We start from the raw sequence: 21,767 nt of genomic DNA, 5'->3' as shown, positions 1-21,767 counted from the left end.
GCGCGCATCCGCTCCCGCTAGCGTGGAGGGATGTCTGCTGCCGCACCCGCACGCTTCCTCGTCGTGCTCGACGCCGATTCGACGCTGATCCGCAACGAGGTCATCGAACTCATCGCCGATGAGGCCGGACGCGGGCCGGAGGTGGCTGCAGCCACCGAGGCGGCGATGCGCGGCGAGGTCGACTTCGCGACGAGCCTCCGCTCGCGTGTGGAGGCCCTCGCCGGTGTGCCGGTCACGGCATTCGCCCGCGTGCTGGCGCGCATCGAGCCGACGCCGGGCGTGAGGGAGTTGATCGACGCGGTCCACTCGCGCGGCGGCGCCGTCGGGGTCGTGTCGGGAGGCTTCCACGAAGTCCTCGACACCGTGGCGCCGTCGCTGGGGGTCGATGTCTGGCGCGCCAACCGACTGGCGACGCAGGACGGCGTACTGAGCGGCGTCGTCGACGGCGAGATCGTGGATGCTGCGGCGAAGGCCGCAGCACTGCGCGAGTGGTCGGCCGAGCGCGGGGTCGACCTCACCCGCACGATCGCGATCGGCGACGGTGCCAACGACCTCACGATGATGGCGGCGGCGGGACTCGGTGTCGCGTTCAATGCGAAGCCCGCCGTCCGCGCTCAGGCCGACGTCGTCGTCGGGCCGGTGGATCTTCGCGAGGTCATCGCGCTTCTGCCCTGACCCTGCCGCGGCCTGCCGTATGTCGGGCGTCGCCGGTAGCGTCGGACGCATGCACATCATCCTCGTACCGGGCCTGTGGCTCGACGCGGCGACGTGGGGCGAGGTCGCTCCCGCGCTCGAGGCCGCCGGGCATCGCACCCACCCGCTCACCATGCCGGGGGTCGGCGCCCCGGCCTCCGAATCCGCCGATATCGGCATCGCTGATTGGGTCGCGGCCACTGTCGCCGAGATCGACCGGCTCGACGGCCAGGTCGTGCTCGTCGGTCATTCCGGTGGCGGAAACGTCGTCTACGGCGCGCTCGACGCACGCCCCGACCGCGTGGCGCGGGTCGTGTTCCTCGACACCTTCCCGCCCTCCGACGGCGGATCGATCTGGGAGTTCCCGGTCGTCGAAGGCGTGATCCCCTTTCCGGGGTGGGACTTCTTCGACGAGCCGGAGATCGCCGATCTCGATCCCGCTACGCGAGCAGATGTCGCGGCCCGCGCGAAATCCGTGCCCGCGCGTGTGCCCACCGACGCCGTGAAGCTCACCGACGAGCGCCGCCGCGCGGTCCCCGCGACGATGATCACCAGCACGGTGCCCGAGGCCGAGATCCGCGAGTACATCCGGCAGGCACCCGCCTGGGCCGCCGAGCTGGCGGCCCTCGAGAACCTCGACATCGTCCAGCTCAACGCGGCCGACGAGAAGACGGGGCATTGGCCGCAGTTCTCCCAGCCCGGCGCGGTAGCAGAGGCGATCCTGCGCGCGATCGACTGACGACAGGCTCGCGGTCTGAAATTCACCCGTCGCCGGACCTGCCGAAGCGTGAAGCGGGCTGGGGGGGGGTCAGTGCCCCATACCGAGGCCGCCGTCCACCGGGATGATAGCACCCGAGATGTACGCGGCGTCGTCGGAGGCGATCCACGCGACCACACCGGCGACCTCATCCGCGGTCGCGAAGCGGCCCGCGGGGATGTTCTTCTTGTACTCGGCCTGCGTCTCTTCCGGAAGCTCGGCCGTCATGTCGGTCTCGATGAACCCCGGTGCGACGACGTTCGCGGTGATCCCCCGAGCGCCCAGTTCGCGGGTGAGCGAGCGAGCGAAGCCCACGAGTCCGCTCTTGGACGCGGCGTAGTTGATCTGTCCGGCCGAGCCGTAGAGGCCGACGACGCTCGAGATCAGCACCACCCTTCCCCAGCGGGCGCGGAGCATGCCCTTGGAGGCGCGCTTCACCACACGGAATGCGCCGCCCAAGTTGGTGGCCACGACGCTGTCGAAGTCGTCCTCGCTCATCCGAAGCAGCAGGGTGTCCTTCGTGACGCCGGCGTTGGCAACGACGATCTCGACCGGGCCGAGGGTGTTCTCGACCTCTGTGAACGCGGCGTCGACGGCCGCAGAGTCCGTCACGTCCGCCCGCACCGTCACGGTGCCCTCGGGCCCTTCGCCCGACCTCGCGGTCACAGCCACCTTGTAGCCCAGCGCGACGAAGCGCTCTGCGATGGCGCGGCCGATGCCGCGGTTTCCGCCGGTGACGAGGACGACACGATCGCTGGACATGGTGATGCTCCCGGGTTCGGTGACGGATCCGCCCCAGCCTAGCGGCGGGTCCATCGGCACCCTCGCCGATTGACACTCCCCGACGTACGCTGGAACGCTGGACCGGTACCTCGACGAAAGGCCTCCCGTGAGCGACAACACCCCCGACACCCCGGTGCCGGACCCGTCGGCGCAGCCGACACAGCCCGTACCGCCCGCCCCGGCGTCGCCCGCCGCTCCCCCGGCCGACCCCGGTGCGCCGGCGACTGCCACGCCCGCCGCCTACCCGCCGCCTGCTCCGGGCGGATACCCGCCGCCGGCATACGGCGCTCCGACCCCTCCTCCGGCCTACGGCGAAGCACCCGCCTACGGTGCGGCGCCGGCCTACGGCACCGCACCCGCTTATGGCGCACCACAGACCTACGGCGCACCACAGGGCTACGGCGCGGCGCCCGCCTACGGATACGGAACCCAGGTCAAGACGAACGTCCTCGCGATCGTGTCGCTGATCGCCTCGATCGTCGGATTCATCGGCTTCCTGCCGATCATCGGCTCGATCGGCGGCATCATCACGGGCCACATCTCGCTGAATCAGCTGAAGACCAGCGGCGAGAAGGGTCGCGGCATGGCGCTCGGGGGCACGATCGCCGGGTACGTGGGGCTGGGCCTGTGGATCATCGGCGGAATCATCTTCTTCGCCTTCATCGCGTGGGCGGCCAGCCAGGGATCGCGCTTCGACTACGAGTACTGACCCTCCTTCACGGTGCTTCCGGCGTACGCTGGAAGCACCGTGAAGAGTTCGAGCCACGCACCATCCGCCACGTCGCTGCCGCGAGCGCCGCGCGACGATGTCGGCGCGCGCTCCACGCGGTATCTCGTGATGATGGGCGTACGCGTCCTGTGCTTCATCCTGATGGTCGTGATCACGCCGTACGGCTGGTACACCTGGGTTCTCGGCGCCGCGGCGATCTTCCTCCCCTACATCGCCGTGGTGAGTGCGAACGTCGGCCAGGAGGCTCGCCGCAATCGTCGCGAGGACCCCGAACCGGCTCTGCCGGCCACGCCGAGCGCACCGCAGGTCCCGGATGCGCGCATCATCCGCCTGGAAGAGTCGCATCTCGAGGCCCCCGAGGCGCCTGCGCCGCTCGCGCGCCCGAGCGAGAGCCCGGACGACGACGCATGAGCACCACAGCGGACGAGCCCGTCGCGCCGGCGACCTGCTCGCGGGCCGGATGCCGCGCCCCCGCGGCGTGGCGGATCGATTGGCGCAACCCGCGGATCCACACCGAGGGGCGGACGAAGACCTGGGTGGCGTGCGACGAGCATCGCGACTACCTCCGCGAATTCCTCGCGGCGCGCAGCTTTCCGCTCACGGTGACGGCTCTCTCCCCGGCGGAGGCACCACGATGAGCCCCGGCCGCGCCCTCAGCATGCAGGATCTCCCCCGCGGCGGACGCTGGTCGATCTACATCGCCCTCGCCATCGTGTTCGCCATAGCGTGCGCGTTCCTCTCGAACTGGCAGTTCACGCGCAACGAGGAGCGCTCCGGGCAGCTCGCCCTCGTGGCGGCGAACTACGACGCGCCCGCCGTCCCCTTGGCCGACGTCATCCCGGTCGGCGGTGCGCTGAATCCTTCGGACCAGTGGCGTCAGGTGATTCTCGAGGGCCGGTACCTTCCCGAAGACCAGCTGCTCGCGCGCAACCGTCCCCACGGCGGCACATCGGCGTTCGAGGTGCTGGTACCGTTCCGACTCGACGACGGGCGCGTCGTCCTGGTCGATCGTGGCTGGGTTCGGCCCGGCGAGGACCAGCCCGAACCCGATGCGGTTCCGGCGGCGCCGGCGGGCGATGTCAGCGTGATCGTGCGCCTTCGTCCGGGCGAGCAGCTGCCCTCATCGGGTCGCTCCGCGCCGGACGGCCAGGTGCCGACCATCAATCTGCCGCTCATCGCTGCGACCGTCTCCGCTGAGACGGGCGAGGACCTCGAGCTGACCGCCTACGGCGTGATGGTGACGGAGGACCCGGCGCCCGCTGCCGCCCCCGAGGCGCTCGAGAGCCCGTCCGAAGACCCGGGGCCTCATCTGTCATATGCGATCCAATGGATCCTGTTCGCGGTGATGGGCTTCGTGTTCATCGGTTACGTGATCCGTACCGAGCGTCGCCACCGCCGCGAGGACGCCGAGGACGACGGCGACGACTCGATGCCGCGGCCGGCAGAGGATCCCGCACTCCCCGGGGCATCTGCATCTGCATCGCCGCGCCGTCGTCGCGATCGCGATGCCGAGGACGAAGACGCGCTGATAGACGCCGCCGGACGGTGACGCGAACGCGGCGCGGGCGCGATCAGGCCAGGCTGATCAGCTCGGCGTAGTCGCGGCCCCAGATGTCTTCGACGCCGTCGGGGAGGATCAGCACGCGTTCGGGGTTGAGCGCCTCCACGGCGCCTTCATCGTGCGAGACGAGGACGACGGCGCCCTCGTAGTGGGCCAGAGCACCGAGGATCTCTTCACGCGATGCCGGGTCGAGGTTGTTCGTCGGCTCGTCGAGAAGCAGCATGTTGGCACTCGAGACGACCAGCGTCGCGAGCGAGAGGCGCGTCTTCTCGCCGCCGGAGAGAACTCCTGCGGGCTTCAGCACATCATCGCCCGTGAACAGGAACGATCCCAGCACTTTGCGCGCCTCAGTCGCGGTGATGTCGGGAGCGGCCGACATCATGTTCTCGAGAACGGACCGATTCACATCGAGGTTCTCGTGCTCCTGCGCGTAGTAGCCGATCTTGAGGCCATGCCCTGGTTCGAGCTGCCCGGTGTCGGGCTGGTCGACGCCGGCGAGGATGCGCAGCAGAGTGGTCTTTCCCGCGCCGTTGAAGCCCAGAATGACGACCTTCGAGCCACGGTCGATCGCGAGGTCGACGTCGGTGAAGATCTCCAGCGACCCGTACGACTTCGACAGCCCCGACGCCATGAGCGGCGTCTTGCCGCACGGCGCCGGCTTCGGGAACCGGAGCTTGGCGACGCGCTCGTCCTGGCGCACATCGTCGAGGCCCGACAACATCTTCTCGGCGCGCGCCACCATCTGGTGGGCTGCCGCGGCCTTCGACGCCTTCGCGCCGAAGCGCGCCGCCTGCAGTTGCAGCTGCGTCGCCTTCTTCTCGACGCCCGCGCGCTCCTTCTTGCGGCGCTCCTCGTCGGCCACCCGCTGACGCAGGTAGTTCTTCCAGTTCATGTTGTAGGTGTCGATGACCTGACGGTTGGCGTCGAGGTAGAACACCCGGTTGACTGTCTCGCCGACCAGTTCGACGTCGTGGCTGATGACGATGAGGCCGCCCTTGTATCCCTTGAGGAACTCGCGCAACCACACGACGCTATCGGCGTCGAGGTGGTTGGTCGGCTCGTCGAGGATCATCGTCTGCGCATCGGAGAATAGGATGCGCGCGAGTTCGATGCGGCGACGCTGTCCGCCCGACAGGGTCTTCAGGGGCTGGTCGAGGATGCGGTCAGGCAGCGAGAGGTTGTTCGAGATGATCGCGGCTTCGGCCTCGGCGGCGTATCCGCCCTGAGCTTCGAACTGCTCGGTGAGGTTGGCGTACTTGCGCATCGCCTTGGCCGCGACGGCTTCATCCTCGCTCGCCATCGCGAGGGAGGCCTCGTGCATGCCGAGCGCCAGCGTGCCGAGCCCGCGAGCATCGAGGATGCGCGTGCGGGCGAGCATCTCGGGGTCACCCGCGCGGGGATCCTGCGGAAGATAACCGAGCTCGCCCCACCGCTCCACCTTGCCGTCGGCGGGCGGCAGGTCGCCGGCGAGGACCTTCGTCAGCGTGGTCTTGCCGGCACCGTTGCGGCCGACGAGTCCGATCTTGTCGCCGTCGGATACGCGGAAGGACACATCCGACATGAGCACGCGGGCGCCCACGCGAATCTCGAGGTCGTGCACGGCGAGCACAGCGAACGTCCGTTCCTTGGAGGGAGAAGTGATCTGACCGAACGGCCAGCCTCCCAGTATAGGTTGCGCTGCCTGCGTGCCAGCCGAACAGTCATCGCGGCGCCGGTGTGGAACCTGCACAGCGGGATCCGGATTCATTGGTGGACTGCATCCAAGTAGTCGGGCGTGCCCGGCTCTAAGCTGAGTCGCAGGTCAACCATCGCCGCCACTCCCTCCGCGTCCACCGGGGCACGTCGGGTGCTCGCCGACGTCATCGCACGCCCGTCCTCACGAGCCCGCGCATTCGCTCTCGATGCGGGCCTCGTCATCGCCGGTGCGGCCGTCGTGGCGCTGCTGGCTCAGGTGGAGATCCCCCTCTGGCCCGTTCCCATCACGGGCCAGACCCTCGGTGTCATCGTGGTCGGGGCAGCTCTCGGCGCGTGGCGCGGCGCGGCCGCCCTCACCGCCTACATGCTCGTCGGACTCGCCGGCCTCCCCGTGTTCGCGGGCTTCACCGGCACGATCGCAGCCGTCGGCAAGCCGAGCTTCGGATTCGTGATCGGCTTCATCTTCTCGGCCTTCGTGGCTGGCTGGTTCGCCCAGCGCGCATGGGACCGCCGTCCGGCGCTGGCATTCGTCGGCTTCGCCGCCGCGAGCGTGGTGCCGTTCCTGTTCGGCATCCCTTACATGGCGTTCATCCTGAACGTCGTGATGGGCCTCGACTACTCCTTCACGGCGCTTCTCGAAGTCGGACTGCTGCCGTTCATCGTCGGCGGACTCATCAAGGCCGGCGTCGCCGCAGCGATCATTCCCGGAGCCTGGGCGCTCGTCCGCAAAGCCGACGCGAGCAAGAAGGTCTGACGAGGTCGTTCTTTCGGAGGTCCCGGTCGCCCCGTGCGACCGGGACCTTTCGTCATCTCGGAGCGTCATCGATTGGCACGGCCGCGACCCTCAAGGTAAAGTAAGCCTGCCCTAACACCTCCCCAGGGCATCCCCCACACTTGGAGAGTCCCGTGCTTCGTTCACGCACCCGCACCGCCCTCGGCCTCGCCGCGGCGTCCGCCCTTCTGCTCACCGGCTGCGCGAGCGGCACCACCGCGCCGGCGTCGGACGATGCGGAGGCCGGCGACGGCGATGTGTTCCCCGTCACGATCGAGCACGCGTACGGCGAGACGACCATCACGGAGAAGCCCGAGCGCGTCGCGACGGTGGCATGGGCGAACCACGAGGTCCCGCTCGCACTCGGCGTCGTGCCCGTGGGCATGAGCAAAGCCACCTGGGGCGACGACGACGGCGACGGCGTGCTGCCGTGGGTCGAGGACCAGCTCGAAGAACTCGGCGCGGAGACCCCGGTGCTGTTCGACGAGACGGACGGCATCGACTTCGAAGCCGTCGCAGACACGCAGCCCGACGTGATCCTCGCCGCCTACTCGGGCCTCACGCAGGAGGACTACGACACCCTGTCGAAGATCGCCCCCGTCGTCGCCTACCCGGACCTCGCGTGGGGCACCTCCTACCAGGACATGATCCGGCTCAACTCGGCGGCTCTGGGACTCGCCGACGAGGGCGACGACCTGATCGACGAGCTTCAGTCCGAGGTCGACGCGGCACTTGCCGACTACCCCGAACTCGCCGATTCGAAGCTGCTCTTCTCGTACATCGACCCGTCCGACCTCAGCCAGGTCGGCTTCTACACCAGCCTCGACACGCGGCCCGGCTTCCTCACCGATCTCGGGCTGCCGCTGCCGGCCGTCGTCGAGGAGGAGTCGGCGGACACGGAAGAGTTCTACCTCACGATCAGCTCCGAAGAGGCCGACCGATTCGAGGACGTCGATGTCTTCGTGACCTACGGCGAGGCAGACGGCGCGATCATCGACCAGCTCCAGTCCGACCCGCTCCTCTCGCAGATCCCCGCGATCGCGAACGGACGGATCGCGATCCTCGAGAGCTCCACGCCACTCGCAGCCTCCGCCAACCCGTCGCCGCTGTCGATCGGGTGGGGCATCGACGAGTACTTCGCCGTGCTTGCCGGCGCGCTCGGCTGAGCCCTCGAAGCCTGAGTCCATCGAAAGCCGGGCCCGTCTCTCGTCGGACCCGGGAGCACGCCGGACACCTCGAAACCCTCACCACGTGACTATCTCAGAGACCCGTACGCCGCTGCCGAACGCCGCCACCCTGCGGCGCTCGGCGGCGGTGCGGTTGGGCTGGCTGGCGGCGGCAGCGCTGGTGCTCGCGATGCTGTGCATCGCCTCGGTCGCGCTGGGCGCGCGAGAGGTCAGCGTCGGAGAGATCCTCACCGCCCTCCGCGGTGACATCGATGGCGTTGCAGAAGCGGCCGTGGTCACCCGCATCCCGCGGACCGTGCTCGCCATCCTCGTCGGGGCCGCGCTCGCCCTCGCAGGCACGACGATGCAGGCCGTCACGCGCAATCCACTCGCCGACCCCGGCATCCTCGGTGTCTCCGGCGGCGCGGCGCTCGCCGTCGTGATCGGGATCGCCTTCTTCGCGCTGACCGATCCCTACGCGACGATGGGCCTCGCCATCCTCGGCGCCGCCAGCGCCGCGGTGTTCGTCTACGCGGTCGGATCCGTGGGGCGCGGGGGCGCCACGCCGCTCAAGCTCGCGCTGGCGGGCGCCGCCACCACGGCAGCGTTCACGTCTCTGGTGAGCGCCATCCTGCTCCCCCGGGTCGACATCATGGAGACATTCCGCTTCTGGCAGATCGGTGGTGTCGGCGGAGCCACCTGGGACCGTATCGCCACGGTTCTCCCGGTGCTCGCTGTGGGCGCCATCATCTGCCTGCTCACCGCACGCGGGATGAATTCCCTCGCCCTCGGCGACGACCTGGCCGCCGGGCTGGGCGAGCACGTTGCCCGCACCCGTCTGATCTCATCCGCCGGCGCCGTGATCCTCTGCGGCGCCGCGACCGCCGTCGCCGGGCCGATCGCTTTCGTCGGTCTCGTCATCCCCCACCTCTGCCGACTGCTCGTGGGCACCGATCATCGCTGGCTGCTGCCGTTCTCCGCCCTCGCCGGAGCTGCATTGCTGGTCGCCTCCGATATCATCGGCCGCGTCGTCGCACGCCCCGAAGAGATCGAGGTCGGGATCGTGACGGCGTTCATCGGCGCACCCTTCTTCATCTGGATCGTGCGCCGCCAGAAGGTGCGTGAACTGTGAGCATCCAGGTCGTCGTCGCGGGGCGCCGTCGGCGGGTGCGCAACCGCGGGCTCACCGTCACCGCACTCGTGGTCGCGATCGTCGTCACCTTCGCGCTGAGCCTCATGATCGGTCAGACGTTCTACGCGCCGACGGAAGTCCTCCAGGTACTGCTGGGCCAGACGGTGCCCGGAGCATCGTTCACAGTGGGTGAGCTGCGCCTTCCGCGCGCGACGCTCGGGCTTCTCGCCGGCTTCGCGTTCGGCATCGCGGGCGTCACATTCCAGACGATGCTGCGCAATCCGCTGGCCTCCCCCGACATCATCGGCATCAGCTCCGGCGCCAGTGCTGCTGCCGTCATCGGAATCGTCATCCTCTCCCTCGACGAGACGACCGTCTCGTTCCTCGCACTCGCGGGCGCGCTCCTCACCGCCGGAGCAATCTATCTGCTGTCCCACCGTGGCCAGTTCGCCGGAACACGCCTGATCCTCATCGGCATCGGTGTCGCCGCCATGCTCGACAGTGTGATCACCTACGCGCTGTCGAAGGCGGCCACATGGGATCTGCAGGTCGCGATGCGCTGGCTCACCGGGAGCCTCAACGGGGCGACCTGGCAGATCGTCCTGCCCCTCGCGATCGCGTGCGTTCTGCTCATACCCGTGCTGCTGTCGCAGAGCGCCGGCCTCGACATGCTGCGTCTGGGCGATGACGCCGCCGCCAGCCTCGGTGTGCCTGTCACGCGTACCCGGGTGCTCCTGATCGTCGCGGCCGTCGCGCTGCTCGCCTTCGCCACGGCCGCGAGCGGGCCGATCGCTTTCGTCGCCTTCATGGCGGGGCCGATCGCGGCACGCATCGTCGGTCCCGGCGGATCATTGCTGCTGCCCTCGGGGCTGGTCGGCGCGCTGCTGGTGCTCGTCGCCGATCTGATCGGCCAGTTCGCGTTCGACACCCGCTATCCGGTCGGCGTCATCACCGGCGTGCTCGGCGCGCCCTATCTCGTCTACCTCCTCATCAGGACGAACCGATCCGGAGGCTCTCTATGACCGATCCGCACCGCCTCGCGGCGGAGTCCCTGACACTCGCCTACGGCGATCGCACGATCGTCGATGGGATGGATCTTCAAATCCCGCCCGGCCGCATCACCGCGATCGTCGGGGCGAACGGCTGCGGCAAGTCGACGCTCCTGCGGGCGCTCGCGCGACTGATCACCCCGCGCGCAGGTCAGGTCGTCCTCGACGGCAAAGCCCTGCACGGGCGCCCCTCGAAAGAGGTCGCGCGCACGCTCGGCCTCCTGCCACAGAGTCCGGTGGCGCCCGAGGGGATCGCGGTCGCCGACCTCGTCGGGCGCGGACGCCACCCTCATCAGAAGCTGCTGGCGCGCTGGAGCGAACGCGACTACCAGGTGGTCGCACAATCTCTCGAGGCGACCGGCATCACCGAGCTGGCCGATCGCTCGGTGGACGAACTGTCGGGCGGGCAGCGCCAGCGGGTGTGGATCGCGATGGCGCTTGCACAGGAGACCGACATCCTGCTCCTCGACGAGCCGACCACATTCCTCGACGTCGCGCACCAGGTCGAAGTGCTCGATCTCCTCACGGACCTCAACCGCGACCGCGGCACCACCATCGTCATGGTGCTGCACGACATGAATCTCGCGGCGCGCTACGCCGATCACATCTTCGCCCTCCGCGCCGGCCGTCTCGTGGCCAGTGGCGAGCCGCACGAGGTCATGACGGCCGACCTCATCCGCGAGGTGTTCGATCTCGACGCCCTCGTCGTCTCCGACCCGGTGTCCGGCGCCCCCATCGTCCTGCCCCGCGGCCGCCACCATGTCACGAGCCCCCGCGCCACCGCACAGCCCCTCACAACCCAGGCAGGATCCCCCGATGGCCCCGACCGCTGACGTCCACCGCTTCTTCCGCGCACGGGTGATCTCGATCACCGATCTGACTCCGAGCTTCCGCCGCTTCACGTTCGGCGGCGACGACCTCACCGTCTACGGCAACCCGGGCCTGGATCAGCGCATCAAGATCGTCTTCCCCACTGATTCCGTGAGCCTCGACACGATGCCGGTCGGCGAGGACTGGTACACCCAGTGGCGCGAGCTTCCCGAGGCCGAGCGCCCGCCGTTCCGCACCTACACGACGCGCTATGTGCGCAACGAAGTGAGTGAGGTCGATGTCGACATGGTGTCGCACGACGTGCTCGGCCCGGCATCCGGCTGGATCGCCCGTGCTCGCATCGGCGACGAGGTTCTGATCTTCGCCCCCACCACCGCCCACAGCGGCGTCAGCTACGGAATCGACTTCGTGCCGCCCGCCCGGGTCGATCAGATCCTCCTGGCGGGCGACGAGACCGCCGCACCGGCGATCGCGGTGATCCTCGAGCAGCTTCCGCCCGAGGCCCGCGGCGTGGTCGCGCTCGAAGTGCCTCGCGACGAGGACATCGCCTATCTGCCCCGCCACCCCGGCTTCGAATACCTTGTCGGTGCGCGCGGGGATGGCGACCGTCACAGCCACCTCCTGTCGACGGTGACGGATGCCGCGGCCACCCTCGCGCCGAGCGGCGAGGGTTCCGACGTCGAGGAGATCGACATCGACACCGACATCCTCTGGGAGGTGCCGCGGACGGCGAAAGGCGGCGCTGCGCTCAAGAGCGCGCGCCTCTACGCGTGGCTGGCCGGAGAGGCGGGCGCGATCAAGGCGTTGCGCCGGCATCTGGTCGCCGAGCGGGGCGTGGATCGCCGTGCGGTCGCGTTCATGGGCTACTGGCGCCTCGGGCGTGCCGAGAACTGACGTGTGACGCGGGCCGCGGCGGTCGAGCCCGGCGTGAGTCGGCACGGTCGACGTCGGGCGGGAGCTTCGTGCGGCGTGTCCGGGCTCCCGCGAGCGTCAGGCGCCGCGATCGGCGCCGACCTGGCGCATCTCATGCGCGTGCCCGAGACGCAGCCCCGGGACGAGGGCGCCGAGCGCGAGAACCGCGGCGATCGCGAACACGGCGGGGAATCCGGCATCCGTTCCCACCAGGGCTGTGAAGACGAGACCCATCACCGCGATCGTCGTCGCCGTGCCGATCGAATCCGCGATCGACAGCGCGGACGAGTTGAAGCCCTGATTCTGCGGGTTCGAGTACGCCAGCGTCAGCACCGTCAGACGCGGATACATGAGACCCATTCCGCCGCCCGCGAGCGCCCAGCCCGCGATCATCACCGCCGGGTGCAGGAGCAGCAGAGCGGTGACGAGCGCGAAGAGGAGGGCCGCGACGAGCAGCCCCGTGCCGATCACGGTGATGCGCGTGTTGCCGATCCGGTCACCGAAGCGCCCCTGCAGATCCGCCGCGACCGCCCACGCCAGCGCGGCCGCCGTCAGTCCCAGCCCCGCCCATGTCGGAGTGAATCCGTAGTCGGCGATGAGCAGGTAGGGCACGTAGATCTCCGCGCCGAACAGCGCGCCGGCGATGAGTCCGCGCATGAGGACGACGCTGGGCAGGCCTCGCGCTGCTACGAGCGTGCCGCGCGGCAGCAGTGGGCGCGACGAGAGCACGATCACGAGAGCGGATGCCGCGACGGCCGCCCATGACCACGCACCGAGTTCGCCCGCCAGGCTGAGTCCGAGCGCGCCTGCCGCCAGTGCGACCGCGCAGGCCAGGCGCGGCCACACCCGCTCGGTGGACGGATGATCGGTGTGCAGCGAGAGTCCGTGCAATCGCGCCACCACCAGGGCGAAGGCGATCACGGTGAGCCCGGCCACACCGAGGAATACCCAGCGCCAGTGCAGGAACTCCGTCACCGCACCGGCGAGGAACGGACCGATCAGCGACGGCAGCACCCATGCGGCGGAGAAGGCCGCGAACACGCGACCGTGGAGCGCGGGCGGGTAGACACGCGCCACCACGACATAGAGTGCGACCGTCTGCCCGCCGGTGCCGAGACCCTGCACGAGCCGTCCTGCCACCAGCGCGGGCATGCTGAGCGCGAGACCGGCGATCACCAGCCCCACGACGAACAACACGACCGCGGTGGTGAGAGGCGCCAGCACCCCGCCCCGGTCGCACCACGCACCCACCGCGACCATGCCGATCACGCTCGTGGCGAGCGTTCCGGCGAACGCAACCGCGTACAGGCGATCGCCGTCGAGGTCCGCGCTGACCACGGGCATGACCGTCGTCACCGCGAGCGACTGCATCGCTGCCAGGAACACGAGCGCGACGGCGCCGACGGTCACCCAGAGATAGCGGGACTGCCAGACTCCGACGGCGTCCCCGTCGGAGGTCGTCACGATCTCGCCAGGGCTCCGATGCGCTCCACGGCCTCGCGGAGCACTTCGGGAGAGCACCCGAAGTTGATGCGGACGTGCCCCTTGCCCTCGGTGCCGAACAGCGGGCCCAAGTGCAGGGCGACGTCCGCCTCGCGGCGGATCTTCACCGCAGGGTTGTCGCCCCAGCCGAGATCGGACAGGTCGACCCACGCCAGGAAGCCGGCATCCGGGATCCGATACCGCGCGCCGGGGACGTGCTCGGCGAGCAGGTCCGCCAGGAGCAGCCGATTCTGATCGAGTGCGGCCAGAAGTCCATCGAGCCACGCGTCGCTCTCTTCGGAGAACGCCGCGACGCTCGCGATGGCGCCGAACAGCCCGGTACGCCACTCGACCTCGTCGGGCAGCGCCTTGACGATGCGGGTCGTCTCATCGTCCGCCGTCACCATCAGCGCACATTTGAGCCCCGCGAAGTTGAACGCCTTGCTGGCACTGGTCACCGCGTAGCCCACGCGCGCCGCGGCGGGCGATGCGTCGAGGAAAGGAGTGAAAACCACCCCGGGATGCGCGAGGGGCGCATGGATCTCGTCACTGATGACGACGGCGCCGAACCCGGCGGCGAGATCCGCCAGTGCCGCGAGCGTGGCCCGGGAGTGCACCGTGCCCGTCGGATTGTGCGGGTTGCACAGCAGCACGGCCCGCGCACCGCCGGCGAGGGCCGCCTCGATACCGAGAAGATCCAGCTCCCACGCCGAGCCGGTGTCGAGGAGGGGAACACGCTCGACGACCGCGCCGGCCTCTTCGACCGTGTCGTAGAACGGCGGGTAGACCGGCGGGGTCACGACCACGCGGTCGCCCGGTTGGGTGACGGCGCGCAGGATCTCGACCACGCCCATCATCACGTCGCCCGTCCAGCGGATCCGCGAGGAATCGACGTCGGAACCGAAGCGGCGGGCGGCGAAGCTCGCATACGCGGTCGCCACGCCGGGATCCGGCGGCGTGTAGCCGGTGTCGCCGAGCAGCACCGCCCGCGTGAGGGCCGCAGTGATCGCCGGCGCCGGCGGGAAGTCGGTCTCCGCGACGAAGAGCGGCAGGACCTGCGGCGGATACTTGCGCCACTTCGTGCTCGTCCGCTGGCGCAGCTCATCGATCGGCAGGGCCTGAAGGGGGGTGACGCTCACCCTTCGAGCCTATCGAGCACGACGCGGAGGCATCCGCCGCGCGTCACCGTGTGAAGCCACGGACACGGGAGTCGAGTCAGATCGCGAAGCCGAGCGCGCGCATCATGTCGCGCCCGTCGTCCGTGATCCGCTCCGGCCCCCACGGCGGCATCCACACCCAGTTGATGCGGAACTGGTCCACGACGTCGTCGAGAGCCTGTGCCGTCTGCTCTTCGAGCACGTCGGTGAGGGGACATCCGGCTGACGTGAGCGTCATGTGGATGACGAGCGCGTCGTTCTCGTCATCCCAACCCAGATCGTAGATGAGGCCGAGGTCGACGACGTTGATCCCCAGCTCGGGATCCATGACGTCCTTGAGCGCCTCGGTGACCTCGTCGTACTTCTCGGGCGTGAGCGTTGCGGTCATGTAACGATTCTACGCTTCGGTGCTCACGGGAGCCTCGGCGGGCTCCTCTTCGCCTGCCGGGAGGAACCGGTCGTAGCCCTCGTCCTCGAGACGATCGGCGAGTTCGGACCCGCCCTCCTCGACGATTCGACCGCCCACCATCACGTGGACGAAGTCAGGACGGATGTAGCGCAGGATGCGCGTGTAGTGCGTGATGAGCAGCACACCGAGGTTGGTCTCGCTCTTGGCACGGTTCACGCCCTCGGAGACGATCTTGAGCGCGTCGACGTCCAGACCCGAGTCGGTCTCGTCGAGCACGGCGATCTGCGGCTTGAGCAGCTCGAGCTGGAGGATCTCGTGACGCTTCTTCTCGCCGCCGGAGAAGCCCTCGTTGACGTTGCGCTGCGCGAACTTGGGGTCCATGCGCAGTGCCTTCATCGACGCCTTGACGTCCTTGGTCCACGTGCGGATCGACGGAGCCTCGCCATCGATCGCGGTCTTCGCGGTGCGCAGGAAGTTCGTCACGGTGACACCCGGAATCTCGACCGGGTACTGCATCGCGAGGAAGAGCCCGGCACGGGCGCGCTCGTCGACGGTCATCGCGAGGACGTCCTCGCCGTCGAGGGCGATCGAGCCGCTGGTCACGTTGTACTTCGGGTGACCGGCGATCGTGTACGCGAGAGTCGACTTGCCCGAGCCGTTGGGGCCCATGATGGCGTGAGTCTCACCGGTACGGATCGTGAGCGTCACACCGTTGAGGATGGGGGTGGTTCCGGCATCCGTCTCGACCGTCACGTGCAGGTCGCGGATCTCGAGGACTGACATTCAAACTTCCTTCTTCACAGCTCTACTTTGACGGCCGGGTCGATGATCACGTCGTCACCGTCGATGACGACGGCGAAGACGGGGACCGGCTCGTACGCGGGGAGGTTCAAGGGCTTACCGGTGCGGAGCGAGAACGCCGAGCCGTGGGCCCAGCATTCCAGCGTGTCGCCGTCGATGAAGCCTTCGGCGAGCGAGATGTCGCCATGTGTGCAGGTGTCTCCGATAGCGTGCACTTCACCGTTCGAGTCGAGCACGACGGCCATGGCCACCCCGTCGACCTCGAAGCGCACGGCGGCATCCTGCTCGAGATCGCTGAGAGCGCACACGCGCTGAGCGGTCATCGAACAACCACCTGGGCGAGCTCTTCTTCGATCGCGGCGAAGAGCTCGACCTCGAGTTCGGGGACACCGATCTTCTGCACGATCTCGGAGAGGAACCCGAGGACGACGAGGCGTCGCGCCTCGTCTTCGGAGATCCCGCGCGCCTGCAGGTAGAAAAGCTGCTCGTCGTCGAAGCGCCCGGTGGCGCTGGCGTGACCCGCACCGCGGATATCGCCCGTCTCGATCTCGAGATTCGGGATCGACTCGGCACGGGCGCCGTCGGTGAGCACCAGATTGCGGTTGGCCTCGTACGAATCAGTGCCCACGGCATCCGGCCCGATGAGAACGTCGCCGATCCAGACGCTGCGTGCGCCGGCGCCCTGAAGCGCGCCCTTGTAGAGGACGTCGCCAGAGGTCTCGGCGCCCTTGTGGTGCAGATACACCTGACTCTCGAGGTGCTGGCCGGCGTCGGAGTAGCTCAGCCCGAACAGCTCGGCGCGGGAGCCGGTGCCGGCGAGCTCGACACTTGGGTTCACCCGCACGACGCCGCCGCCGAAGCTGACGACGATGTGACGGAGCGTGGCGTCGCGCTCGACGCGGGCCTGGTGGGATGCCGCGTGCACGGCCTCGTCGTCCCACCGCTGCACGGTGACGATCTCGAGATGGGCACCCTCGCGGACGATGATCTCCACGTTCTGCGCGAACTGCGCGGCGCCGACGTGGCGGAGCACCACAGTGGCGCGGCTGTGACGGGATGCCTCGATCACGACGTGCGAATGAGCGACGAGATCGGCGCCACCGCCGACGGCCTCGATCACGATCGGCTCGTCGAATTCGGCTTCGACGGGCACAGAGATGTAGAGGGCCTCGGCGGAGCGGCTCCAGGCCACCGCGGCGGACCGGTCTTCGGGGACGAACACCTCGCCGCGCGGAGTGGCGCCGATCTCGAGGCTCCCGGCCGCGAGCGGTCCGGACACGACGAGCGAAACCGCCCCGGCGTCGCCGGCGGCGTCTGCGAAAAGACGCTCGAGTCGCGCGACCGGCGTGTGCTTCCAGTTCACCTCGCGCCCGACGGGCGCCTCGAAGTCGGAGGGGTCATAGGAGCGCAGGCGCTCGGACCGGGTCTGCACCGGAACGAACGCACCGGCGCCATCGGAGTGGCCCTTCGCACCGGGAATGGTGGCGGGGGCCTGAGTCACAGAGCTCACTAGCCGACGGATCCTTCCATGCCCATCTCGATGAGCTTGTTGAGTTCGAGCGCGTACTCCATCGGCAGCTCTCGGGCGATCGGCTCGATGAAGCCGCGCACGATCATGGCCATTGCCTCGTCCTCGGGCATGCCCCGGCTCATGAGGTAGAACAGCTGCTCCTCGCTCACCTTCGAGACGGTCGCCTCGTGGCCGAGCTGCACGTCGTCGACGCGGATGTCGATCGACGGGTAGGTGTCGGAGCGAGATTTGGTGTCGACGAGCAGGGCGTCGCAGCGCACGGTGTTCGCAGAGTGGTGGGCGTTGGCGTCGACACGCACTTCGCCGCGGTATCCGGCGCGTCCACCGCCACGCGCGATCGACTTCGAGACGATCGAGGACTGGGTGTAGGGCGCCATGTGGATCATCTTGGCGCCGGCATCCTGGTGCTGTCCGGGACCAGCGAACGCGACCGACAGAGTCTCGCCCTTGGCGTGCTCGCCCATCAGGAAGATGGACGGGTACTTCATCGTGACCTTGGAGCCGATGTTGCCGTCGATCCACTCCATGGTGGCGCCCTCGTGTGCGACAGCGCGCTTGGTGACGAGGTTGTAGACGTTGTTCGACCAGTTCTGGATCGTCGTGTAGCGCACGCGGGCGTTCTTCTTGACGATGATCTCGACGACTGCGGAGTGCAGCGAGTCGGACTTGTAGATCGGGGCGGTGCAGCCTTCGATGTAGTGCACGTACGATCCCTCGTCGGCGATGATCAGCGTCCGCTCGAACTGGCCCATGTTCTCGGTGTTGATGCGGAAGTACGCCTGAAGCGGGATCTCGACATGAACGCCCGGAGGGACGTAGACGAACGAGCCGCCCGACCATACGGCCGTGTTCAGCGCGGCGAACTTGTTGTCGCCGGCGGGGATCACGGTGCCGAAGTACTCCTCGAAGAACTCCGGGTGCTCGCGCAGCGCCGTGTCGGTGTCCATGAAGATGACACCCTGCTTCTCGAGTTCTTCGTTGATCTGGTGGTAGACGACCTCGGACTCGTACTGTGCCGCGACGCCGGCGACGAGGCGCTGACGCTCCGCCTCGGGGATGCCGAGCTTCTCGTACGTGTTGCGGATGTCCTCGGGGAGGTCCTCCCACGACTGCGCCTGCTTCTCGGTGGAGCGCACGAAGTACTTGATGTTGTCGAAGTCGATCTCGCTGAGGTCGGCGCCCCAGGTCGGCATCGGCTTGCGTCCGAAGAGCTGATAGCCCTTCAAACGCGTCTTCAGCATCCATTCGGGCTCGCTCTTCAGCGCCGAGATGCCGCGCACGACGTTCTCGTTGATGCCGCGTTGCGCGACAGCGCCCGCGGCATCCGCATCATGCCACCCGAACTCGTAGACGCCCAGGCCATCCAGCTCGGGGCGGTCGATCAGCACATCAGACATCGTCACGTTCTCCTCCGGGCCCTGGCGGTGTGATCCGTCCCGGCATTCCTGCTCCTCCGGTGGAGTTACCGGAGGGGGGATGCCGCTCGTGGGCCCTTTCATGCGGCGCTGAGCATCGCGCCTAGACTGTCGGTGGTGCGCCGCCTCAAGTGCGCGCGCGACCGACCCCTCGATTCTACAGGTTCCGTCCCGGCACCGGGCCCGCGTGTCCATGGATGCCTCGCTGCGGAACCAGCCCTGGAGGCGACCAGCAGCATGTCCGCGGAACCGACGACGTCATCGACCGGAACCTGGCGGCGCATCCTGAACGCGGTGGCCGGCGTGCGGCACCGCTTCTGGGAGTGGCTTCCCACGACGATCGACCGCCGCGTGATCGCTCTCGCGTGGTCGACCCTCGCCGTGCAGATCGGCATCGTCGGCACGGGCGGCCTGGTGCGGCTCACGGGATCCGGCCTCGGCTGCCCGACGTGGCCTCGCTGCACCGAGGACTCGCTCGTGGCCACCCATGAGATGGGCATCCACGGCGTCATCGAATTCGGCAACCGCATGCTGACGTTCGTCCTGGTGATCGTCGCGATCCTCATGTTCCTGTTCGTGGTGCGGATGCGCCGTGAGCGCCGCGACCTGTTCTGGCTGTCGCTCGGGATCGGCCTCTACGTCCCCCTCCAGGCGATCATCGGCGGTATCACGGTGCTCACGAACCTCAACCCGTACGTCGTCGGGCTCCACTACTTCGCATCGGTCGTCCTCGTCGCACTCGCCGCCATCCTCGTGGTCCGCGTGTACGCCACTCCGGGTCCGCGGGAGCGGGCAGTGCCCCGCTGGTACGCGATCACCACCCACCTGACCAGCCTCGCGGTGCTCGTGACGGTGGCGGTCGGCATTCTCGTCACCGGCTCCGGCCCGCACGCGGGAGACGGCGGCGCGGCGCGCAACGGCCTGAACCCCGAGTTCATGCAGCACGTGCATTCGTGGCCCGCATACGTCACGTTCGCATTGACGATCGTCCTCGTCCTCGGCGCACGACGCACTCCCCCGGCCCTGCGCCTGACGCTCTGGACCGGGCTCCTCCTCGCCGTCGAGCTCGTGCAGATCGTCGTCGGGCTGTGGCAGGCGCGCACCGGGCTTCCGATCTGGCTCGTGAACATCCACATGGTGCTCGCCGTCATGCTCGTCGCGGCGATGACCGCGGTCGTCATGAATCTGAAGGCCCCGGTCCGCGCAGCGCACACAGCCATTTCATAGGATTCACATCGCTTCCGCACGAACGGGGATGACAGCGTGACGGATGTCGCAGCCATCCGGGCCGCGCATCCCGAGGAGTGATCGACACATGTCAACCCGTCCCCGCCTTGTCCGCAGCATCCCGTTCTGGGGGCTCGTCGCCGTCTCGCTCGGAACGATCGCCGGTGGCGCGTACGTGCTCAACGGCACGCTCGGCACGATGACGACGACCCTCACCGATGGCACCGCCACCGGTGTCGACGTCTACGTCGGCCAGTCGGTCGCGCAGCTCGGTGCGATTCTCGTCGGCGCCGGAGTCATCGGCCTCCTGCTGGCGCTCGGTGTCGCCGCCGCTGCGACCCTGCGCCCCCACCCGCCCGTCGAGGTCGTCGAGCCCATCGACTGGGAGGGCGAGGCAGAGACCGTCGCCGACGACACCACAGCGGCACCCGCCCACGGCTACGAGCAGGGCCTCGGCTACACCGCCGCGGTCGACACCGCATCGGAGACCACCGAGACCACCGCGCCCGCGGAGCCCAAGACAACCGAATCTCGCTGAGACAGGCGTACGAGAAGAGGCCACCCGGTTCGCCGGGTGGCCTCTTCTCGTACGCCTGTCAGAACGGCAGCAGCGGATCGACGGCGATCGCGACGAACAGCAGCGTCAGATAGGTGATCGAGGCATGGAAGACCCGCATCGGGCGCGGCTCGGTTCCGCGCACCGCACGGTTGTAGAGCACGTGCGACTCGTAGATGAACCATCCACCGAAGACGACCGCGGAGACGATGTAGACGAGACCCATGTCTGCGACCGGGATCAGCAGCAGCGAGCACACGACGGTCGCCCACGCGTAGAGGATGACCTGCAGCCCGACCTGTGAACCCTGGCGAGTCGCGCCGAGCATCGGCACGTTGACCTCTTCGTACTGCTCCTTGTACTTCATCGACAGGGGCCAGTAATGCGGCGGCGTCCACAGGAACACGAGCGTGAACAGGATCACCGGCGGCCAGGCGAGCGAGCCGGTGACGGCCGTCCAGCCGATCAGGACGGGGAAGCATCCCGCGATCCCGCCCCACACGATGTTCTGTTCGGTGCGGCGCTTCAGGATCATCGTGTAGATGACGACATAGAAGAAGATCGCGGCGACCGACAGAGTCGCTGCCAGCCAGTTGGTGGCGAGCCAGAGCCACACGGTCGAGCCGACGGCGAGCGTCCACGCGAAGATCAGTGCCCCGCGCGGCGACACCTCGCCCGTCACCAGCGGACGGTTGGCGGTGCGCTGCATGTGCGCGTCCATGTCGCGGTCGAGGTACATGTTGAACGCCGCCGCCGATCCGGCGCTCGCGGTGCCGCCGATCACGGTGGCCACGACGAGCCACAGACTGGGCAGACCGCCCTGCGCGAGGATCATGACCGGCACCGTGGTCACGAGCAGCAGCTCGAGCACGCGCGGTTTCATCAGTGCGACGTACGCACGGACGGTACGGCCGAAACCTCGGCGGGTGGGGCGGGAACCGTCGACCGAAGCCTCGACCCCGGCCGTCTTCGTGATGTCCATCGCCCCCGCAATCGCCGTATGCAGAACTCCCCAAGTCTATGGCATCGGCTCCGTCGCCCCGAAGCCGTCCCCCGGCCCGACGCGACGCCGGTGCTGCGCGTGCCGGCGGCCGTTAGCCCTCACAAC

24 protein-coding genes are annotated in these 21,767 nt (G+C 68.6%); 14 read left to right on the top strand and 10 right to left on the bottom strand.

Translation table 11 applies throughout. The annotated features are described in order from the left end of the window. Positions 1-30: 30 nt before the first annotated feature. Positions 31-675 (top strand): phosphoserine phosphatase SerB, encoded by a 645-nt coding sequence (gene serB, locus KEC57_RS07415; RefSeq protein WP_229383936.1) that lies wholly within the window; start codon positions 31-33, stop codon positions 673-675. Positions 676-724: 49 nt separating this feature from the next. Then, a complete protein-coding gene (locus KEC57_RS07410) occupies positions 725-1,432 on the top strand; it encodes an alpha/beta fold hydrolase (RefSeq protein ID WP_229383935.1) in 708 nt (235 codons plus the stop codon). Between the two features lie 69 nt (positions 1,433-1,501). On the opposite strand, the gene fabG is transcribed toward KEC57_RS07410, so the two are convergent. Continuing rightward, complete coding sequence (gene fabG, locus KEC57_RS07405) at positions 1,502-2,212, bottom strand: 3-oxoacyl-ACP reductase FabG (protein ID WP_229383934.1); 711 nt, start codon at positions 2,210-2,212, stop codon at positions 1,502-1,504. A 127-nt stretch (positions 2,213-2,339) separates the two neighbouring features. On the opposite strand from fabG, the gene KEC57_RS07400 reads away from it, so the two are divergent. Genes KEC57_RS07400 through KEC57_RS07385 form a run of 4 tightly spaced genes read left to right on the top strand, consistent with a single transcriptional unit; the run spans position 2,340 to position 4,512 of the window. Next, positions 2,340-2,942, top strand: a complete 603-nt coding sequence (locus tag KEC57_RS07400; RefSeq protein WP_229383933.1) for a DUF4190 domain-containing protein — start codon at positions 2,340-2,342, stop codon at positions 2,940-2,942. Between the two features lie 39 nt (positions 2,943-2,981). Beyond that, a complete protein-coding gene (locus tag KEC57_RS07395; protein WP_229383932.1) occupies positions 2,982-3,374 on the top strand; it encodes a DUF3099 domain-containing protein in 393 nt (130 codons plus the stop codon). Beyond that, positions 3,371-3,601 carry a hypothetical protein gene (locus KEC57_RS07390; RefSeq protein WP_229383931.1) on the top strand — a complete coding sequence of 77 codons (231 nt, stop codon included), beginning with the start codon at positions 3,371-3,373 and terminating at the stop codon, positions 3,599-3,601. Before KEC57_RS07395 ends, KEC57_RS07390 begins: the two co-directional genes overlap by 4 nt. Further along, positions 3,598-4,512 carry an SURF1 family cytochrome oxidase biogenesis protein gene (locus tag KEC57_RS07385; protein ID WP_229383930.1) on the top strand — a complete coding sequence of 305 codons (915 nt, stop codon included), beginning with the start codon at positions 3,598-3,600 and terminating at the stop codon, positions 4,510-4,512. Before KEC57_RS07390 ends, KEC57_RS07385 begins: the two co-directional genes overlap by 4 nt. 22 nt (positions 4,513-4,534) lie before the next feature. Here the strand turns inward: KEC57_RS07385 and KEC57_RS07380 are convergent, their stop codons facing one another. Then, complete coding sequence (locus KEC57_RS07380) at positions 4,535-6,133, bottom strand: ABC-F family ATP-binding cassette domain-containing protein (protein WP_308187580.1); 1,599 nt, start codon at positions 6,131-6,133, stop codon at positions 4,535-4,537. Between the two features lie 237 nt (positions 6,134-6,370). On the opposite strand from KEC57_RS07380, the gene KEC57_RS07375 reads away from it, so the two are divergent. The 6 genes from KEC57_RS07375 to KEC57_RS07350 all read left to right on the top strand — a co-directional run bounded on the left by KEC57_RS07375 (position 6,371) and on the right by KEC57_RS07350 (position 12,063). After that, positions 6,371-6,973 carry a biotin transporter BioY gene (locus KEC57_RS07375; protein ID WP_229383929.1) on the top strand — a complete coding sequence of 201 codons (603 nt, stop codon included), beginning with the start codon at positions 6,371-6,373 and terminating at the stop codon, positions 6,971-6,973. Between the two features lie 152 nt (positions 6,974-7,125). Beyond that, a complete protein-coding gene (locus KEC57_RS07370; protein WP_229383928.1) occupies positions 7,126-8,157 on the top strand; it encodes an iron-siderophore ABC transporter substrate-binding protein in 1,032 nt (343 codons plus the stop codon). A 91-nt stretch (positions 8,158-8,248) separates the two neighbouring features. After that, a complete protein-coding gene (locus tag KEC57_RS07365; RefSeq protein WP_372457010.1) occupies positions 8,249-9,289 on the top strand; it encodes a FecCD family ABC transporter permease in 1,041 nt (346 codons plus the stop codon). Continuing rightward, positions 9,286-10,311, top strand: a complete 1,026-nt coding sequence (locus KEC57_RS07360; RefSeq protein WP_229383926.1) for a FecCD family ABC transporter permease — start codon at positions 9,286-9,288, stop codon at positions 10,309-10,311. Before KEC57_RS07365 ends, KEC57_RS07360 begins: the two co-directional genes overlap by 4 nt. Beyond that, positions 10,308-11,171, top strand: coding sequence for an ABC transporter ATP-binding protein (locus KEC57_RS07355; RefSeq protein WP_229383925.1), 864 nt, complete (start codon positions 10,308-10,310; stop codon positions 11,169-11,171). Before KEC57_RS07360 ends, KEC57_RS07355 begins: the two co-directional genes overlap by 4 nt. Beyond that, positions 11,155-12,063 (top strand): siderophore-interacting protein, encoded by a 909-nt coding sequence (locus tag KEC57_RS07350; protein WP_229383924.1) that lies wholly within the window; start codon positions 11,155-11,157, stop codon positions 12,061-12,063. The genes KEC57_RS07355 and KEC57_RS07350 overlap by 17 nt, the downstream gene beginning before the upstream one ends. 96 nt (positions 12,064-12,159) lie before the next feature. Here KEC57_RS07350 and KEC57_RS07345 read toward each other — a convergent pair whose 3' ends face one another. The 7 genes from KEC57_RS07345 to sufB form a co-directional block, all read right to left on the bottom strand. Beyond that, positions 12,160-13,545 carry an MFS transporter gene (locus KEC57_RS07345; RefSeq protein WP_229383923.1) on the bottom strand — a complete coding sequence of 462 codons (1,386 nt, stop codon included), beginning with the start codon at positions 13,543-13,545 and terminating at the stop codon, positions 12,160-12,162. Then, on the bottom strand, positions 13,542-14,702 hold the full coding sequence (locus KEC57_RS07340; protein WP_229383922.1) for a MalY/PatB family protein: 1,161 nt from the start codon (positions 14,700-14,702) through the stop codon (positions 13,542-13,544). Before KEC57_RS07340 ends, KEC57_RS07345 begins: the two co-directional genes overlap by 4 nt. 76 nt (positions 14,703-14,778) lie before the next feature. Then, entirely contained in the window at positions 14,779-15,108 is a 330-nt protein-coding gene (locus KEC57_RS07335; protein WP_229383921.1) for a metal-sulfur cluster assembly factor, read from the bottom strand. A 9-nt stretch (positions 15,109-15,117) separates the two neighbouring features. Next, positions 15,118-15,912, bottom strand: coding sequence for a Fe-S cluster assembly ATPase SufC (sufC, locus tag KEC57_RS07330; protein WP_229383920.1), 795 nt, complete (start codon positions 15,910-15,912; stop codon positions 15,118-15,120). Between the two features lie 14 nt (positions 15,913-15,926). Continuing rightward, a complete protein-coding gene (locus KEC57_RS07325; protein ID WP_229383919.1) occupies positions 15,927-16,253 on the bottom strand; it encodes a non-heme iron oxygenase ferredoxin subunit in 327 nt (108 codons plus the stop codon). Further along, on the bottom strand, positions 16,250-17,440 hold the full coding sequence (gene sufD, locus KEC57_RS07320) for a Fe-S cluster assembly protein SufD (protein ID WP_229383918.1): 1,191 nt from the start codon (positions 17,438-17,440) through the stop codon (positions 16,250-16,252). Before sufD ends, KEC57_RS07325 begins: the two co-directional genes overlap by 4 nt. Next, positions 17,440-18,858 (bottom strand): Fe-S cluster assembly protein SufB, encoded by a 1,419-nt coding sequence (gene sufB / locus KEC57_RS07315; RefSeq protein WP_229383917.1) that lies wholly within the window; start codon positions 18,856-18,858, stop codon positions 17,440-17,442. Before sufB ends, sufD begins: the two co-directional genes overlap by 1 nt. Before the next feature lie 255 nt (positions 18,859-19,113). On the opposite strand from sufB, the gene KEC57_RS07310 reads away from it, so the two are divergent. Then, positions 19,114-20,103 (top strand): COX15/CtaA family protein, encoded by a 990-nt coding sequence (locus KEC57_RS07310; RefSeq protein ID WP_229383916.1) that lies wholly within the window; start codon positions 19,114-19,116, stop codon positions 20,101-20,103. Between the two features lie 88 nt (positions 20,104-20,191). Beyond that, positions 20,192-20,641 (top strand): dinucleotide-utilizing enzyme, encoded by a 450-nt coding sequence (locus tag KEC57_RS07305; RefSeq protein WP_229383915.1) that lies wholly within the window; start codon positions 20,192-20,194, stop codon positions 20,639-20,641. Positions 20,642-20,699: 58 nt separating this feature from the next. Here the strand turns inward: KEC57_RS07305 and KEC57_RS07300 are convergent, their stop codons facing one another. Continuing rightward, a complete protein-coding gene (locus KEC57_RS07300) occupies positions 20,700-21,641 on the bottom strand; it encodes a heme o synthase (protein ID WP_229383914.1) in 942 nt (313 codons plus the stop codon). Positions 21,642-21,767 lie beyond the last annotated feature (126 nt).

Origin of the sequence: Microbacterium allomyrinae (genome assembly GCF_020682705.1) — a bacterium.
In the GTDB taxonomy this organism is placed as follows: Bacteria; Actinomycetota; Actinomycetes; order Actinomycetales; family Microbacteriaceae; genus Microbacterium; species Microbacterium allomyrinae.
This window is presented reverse-complemented; position numbering and strand designations above follow the sequence as displayed.

What these genes read in the sequence shown, in the direction of transcription:
- serB (WP_229383936.1), top strand. Translation starts at nt 31, where the DNA reads ATGTCTGCTGCCGCACCCGCACGCTTCCTCGTCGTGCTCGACGCCGAT.
- KEC57_RS07410 (WP_229383935.1), top strand. Translation starts at nt 725, where the DNA reads ATGCACATCATCCTCGTACCGGGCCTGTGGCTCGACGCGGCGACGTGG.
- fabG (WP_229383934.1), bottom strand. Translation starts at nt 2,212, where the DNA reads ATGTCCAGCGATCGTGTCGTCCTCGTCACCGGCGGAAACCGCGGCATC.
- KEC57_RS07390 (WP_229383931.1), top strand. Translation starts at nt 3,371, where the DNA reads ATGAGCACCACAGCGGACGAGCCCGTCGCGCCGGCGACCTGCTCGCGG.
- KEC57_RS07385 (WP_229383930.1), top strand. Translation starts at nt 3,598, where the DNA reads ATGAGCCCCGGCCGCGCCCTCAGCATGCAGGATCTCCCCCGCGGCGGA.
- KEC57_RS07355 (WP_229383925.1), top strand. Translation starts at nt 10,308, where the DNA reads ATGACCGATCCGCACCGCCTCGCGGCGGAGTCCCTGACACTCGCCTAC.
- KEC57_RS07350 (WP_229383924.1), top strand. Translation starts at nt 11,155, where the DNA reads ATGGCCCCGACCGCTGACGTCCACCGCTTCTTCCGCGCACGGGTGATC.
- KEC57_RS07335 (WP_229383921.1), bottom strand. Translation starts at nt 15,108, where the DNA reads ATGACCGCAACGCTCACGCCCGAGAAGTACGACGAGGTCACCGAGGCG.
- sufC (WP_229383920.1), bottom strand. Translation starts at nt 15,912, where the DNA reads ATGTCAGTCCTCGAGATCCGCGACCTGCACGTGACGGTCGAGACGGAT.
- KEC57_RS07325 (WP_229383919.1), bottom strand. Translation starts at nt 16,253, where the DNA reads ATGACCGCTCAGCGCGTGTGCGCTCTCAGCGATCTCGAGCAGGATGCC.
- sufB (WP_229383917.1), bottom strand. Translation starts at nt 18,858, where the DNA reads ATGTCTGATGTGCTGATCGACCGCCCCGAGCTGGATGGCCTGGGCGTC.
- KEC57_RS07310 (WP_229383916.1), top strand. Translation starts at nt 19,114, where the DNA reads ATGTCCGCGGAACCGACGACGTCATCGACCGGAACCTGGCGGCGCATC.
- KEC57_RS07305 (WP_229383915.1), top strand. Translation starts at nt 20,192, where the DNA reads ATGTCAACCCGTCCCCGCCTTGTCCGCAGCATCCCGTTCTGGGGGCTC.
- KEC57_RS07300 (WP_229383914.1), bottom strand. Translation starts at nt 21,641, where the DNA reads ATGGACATCACGAAGACGGCCGGGGTCGAGGCTTCGGTCGACGGTTCC.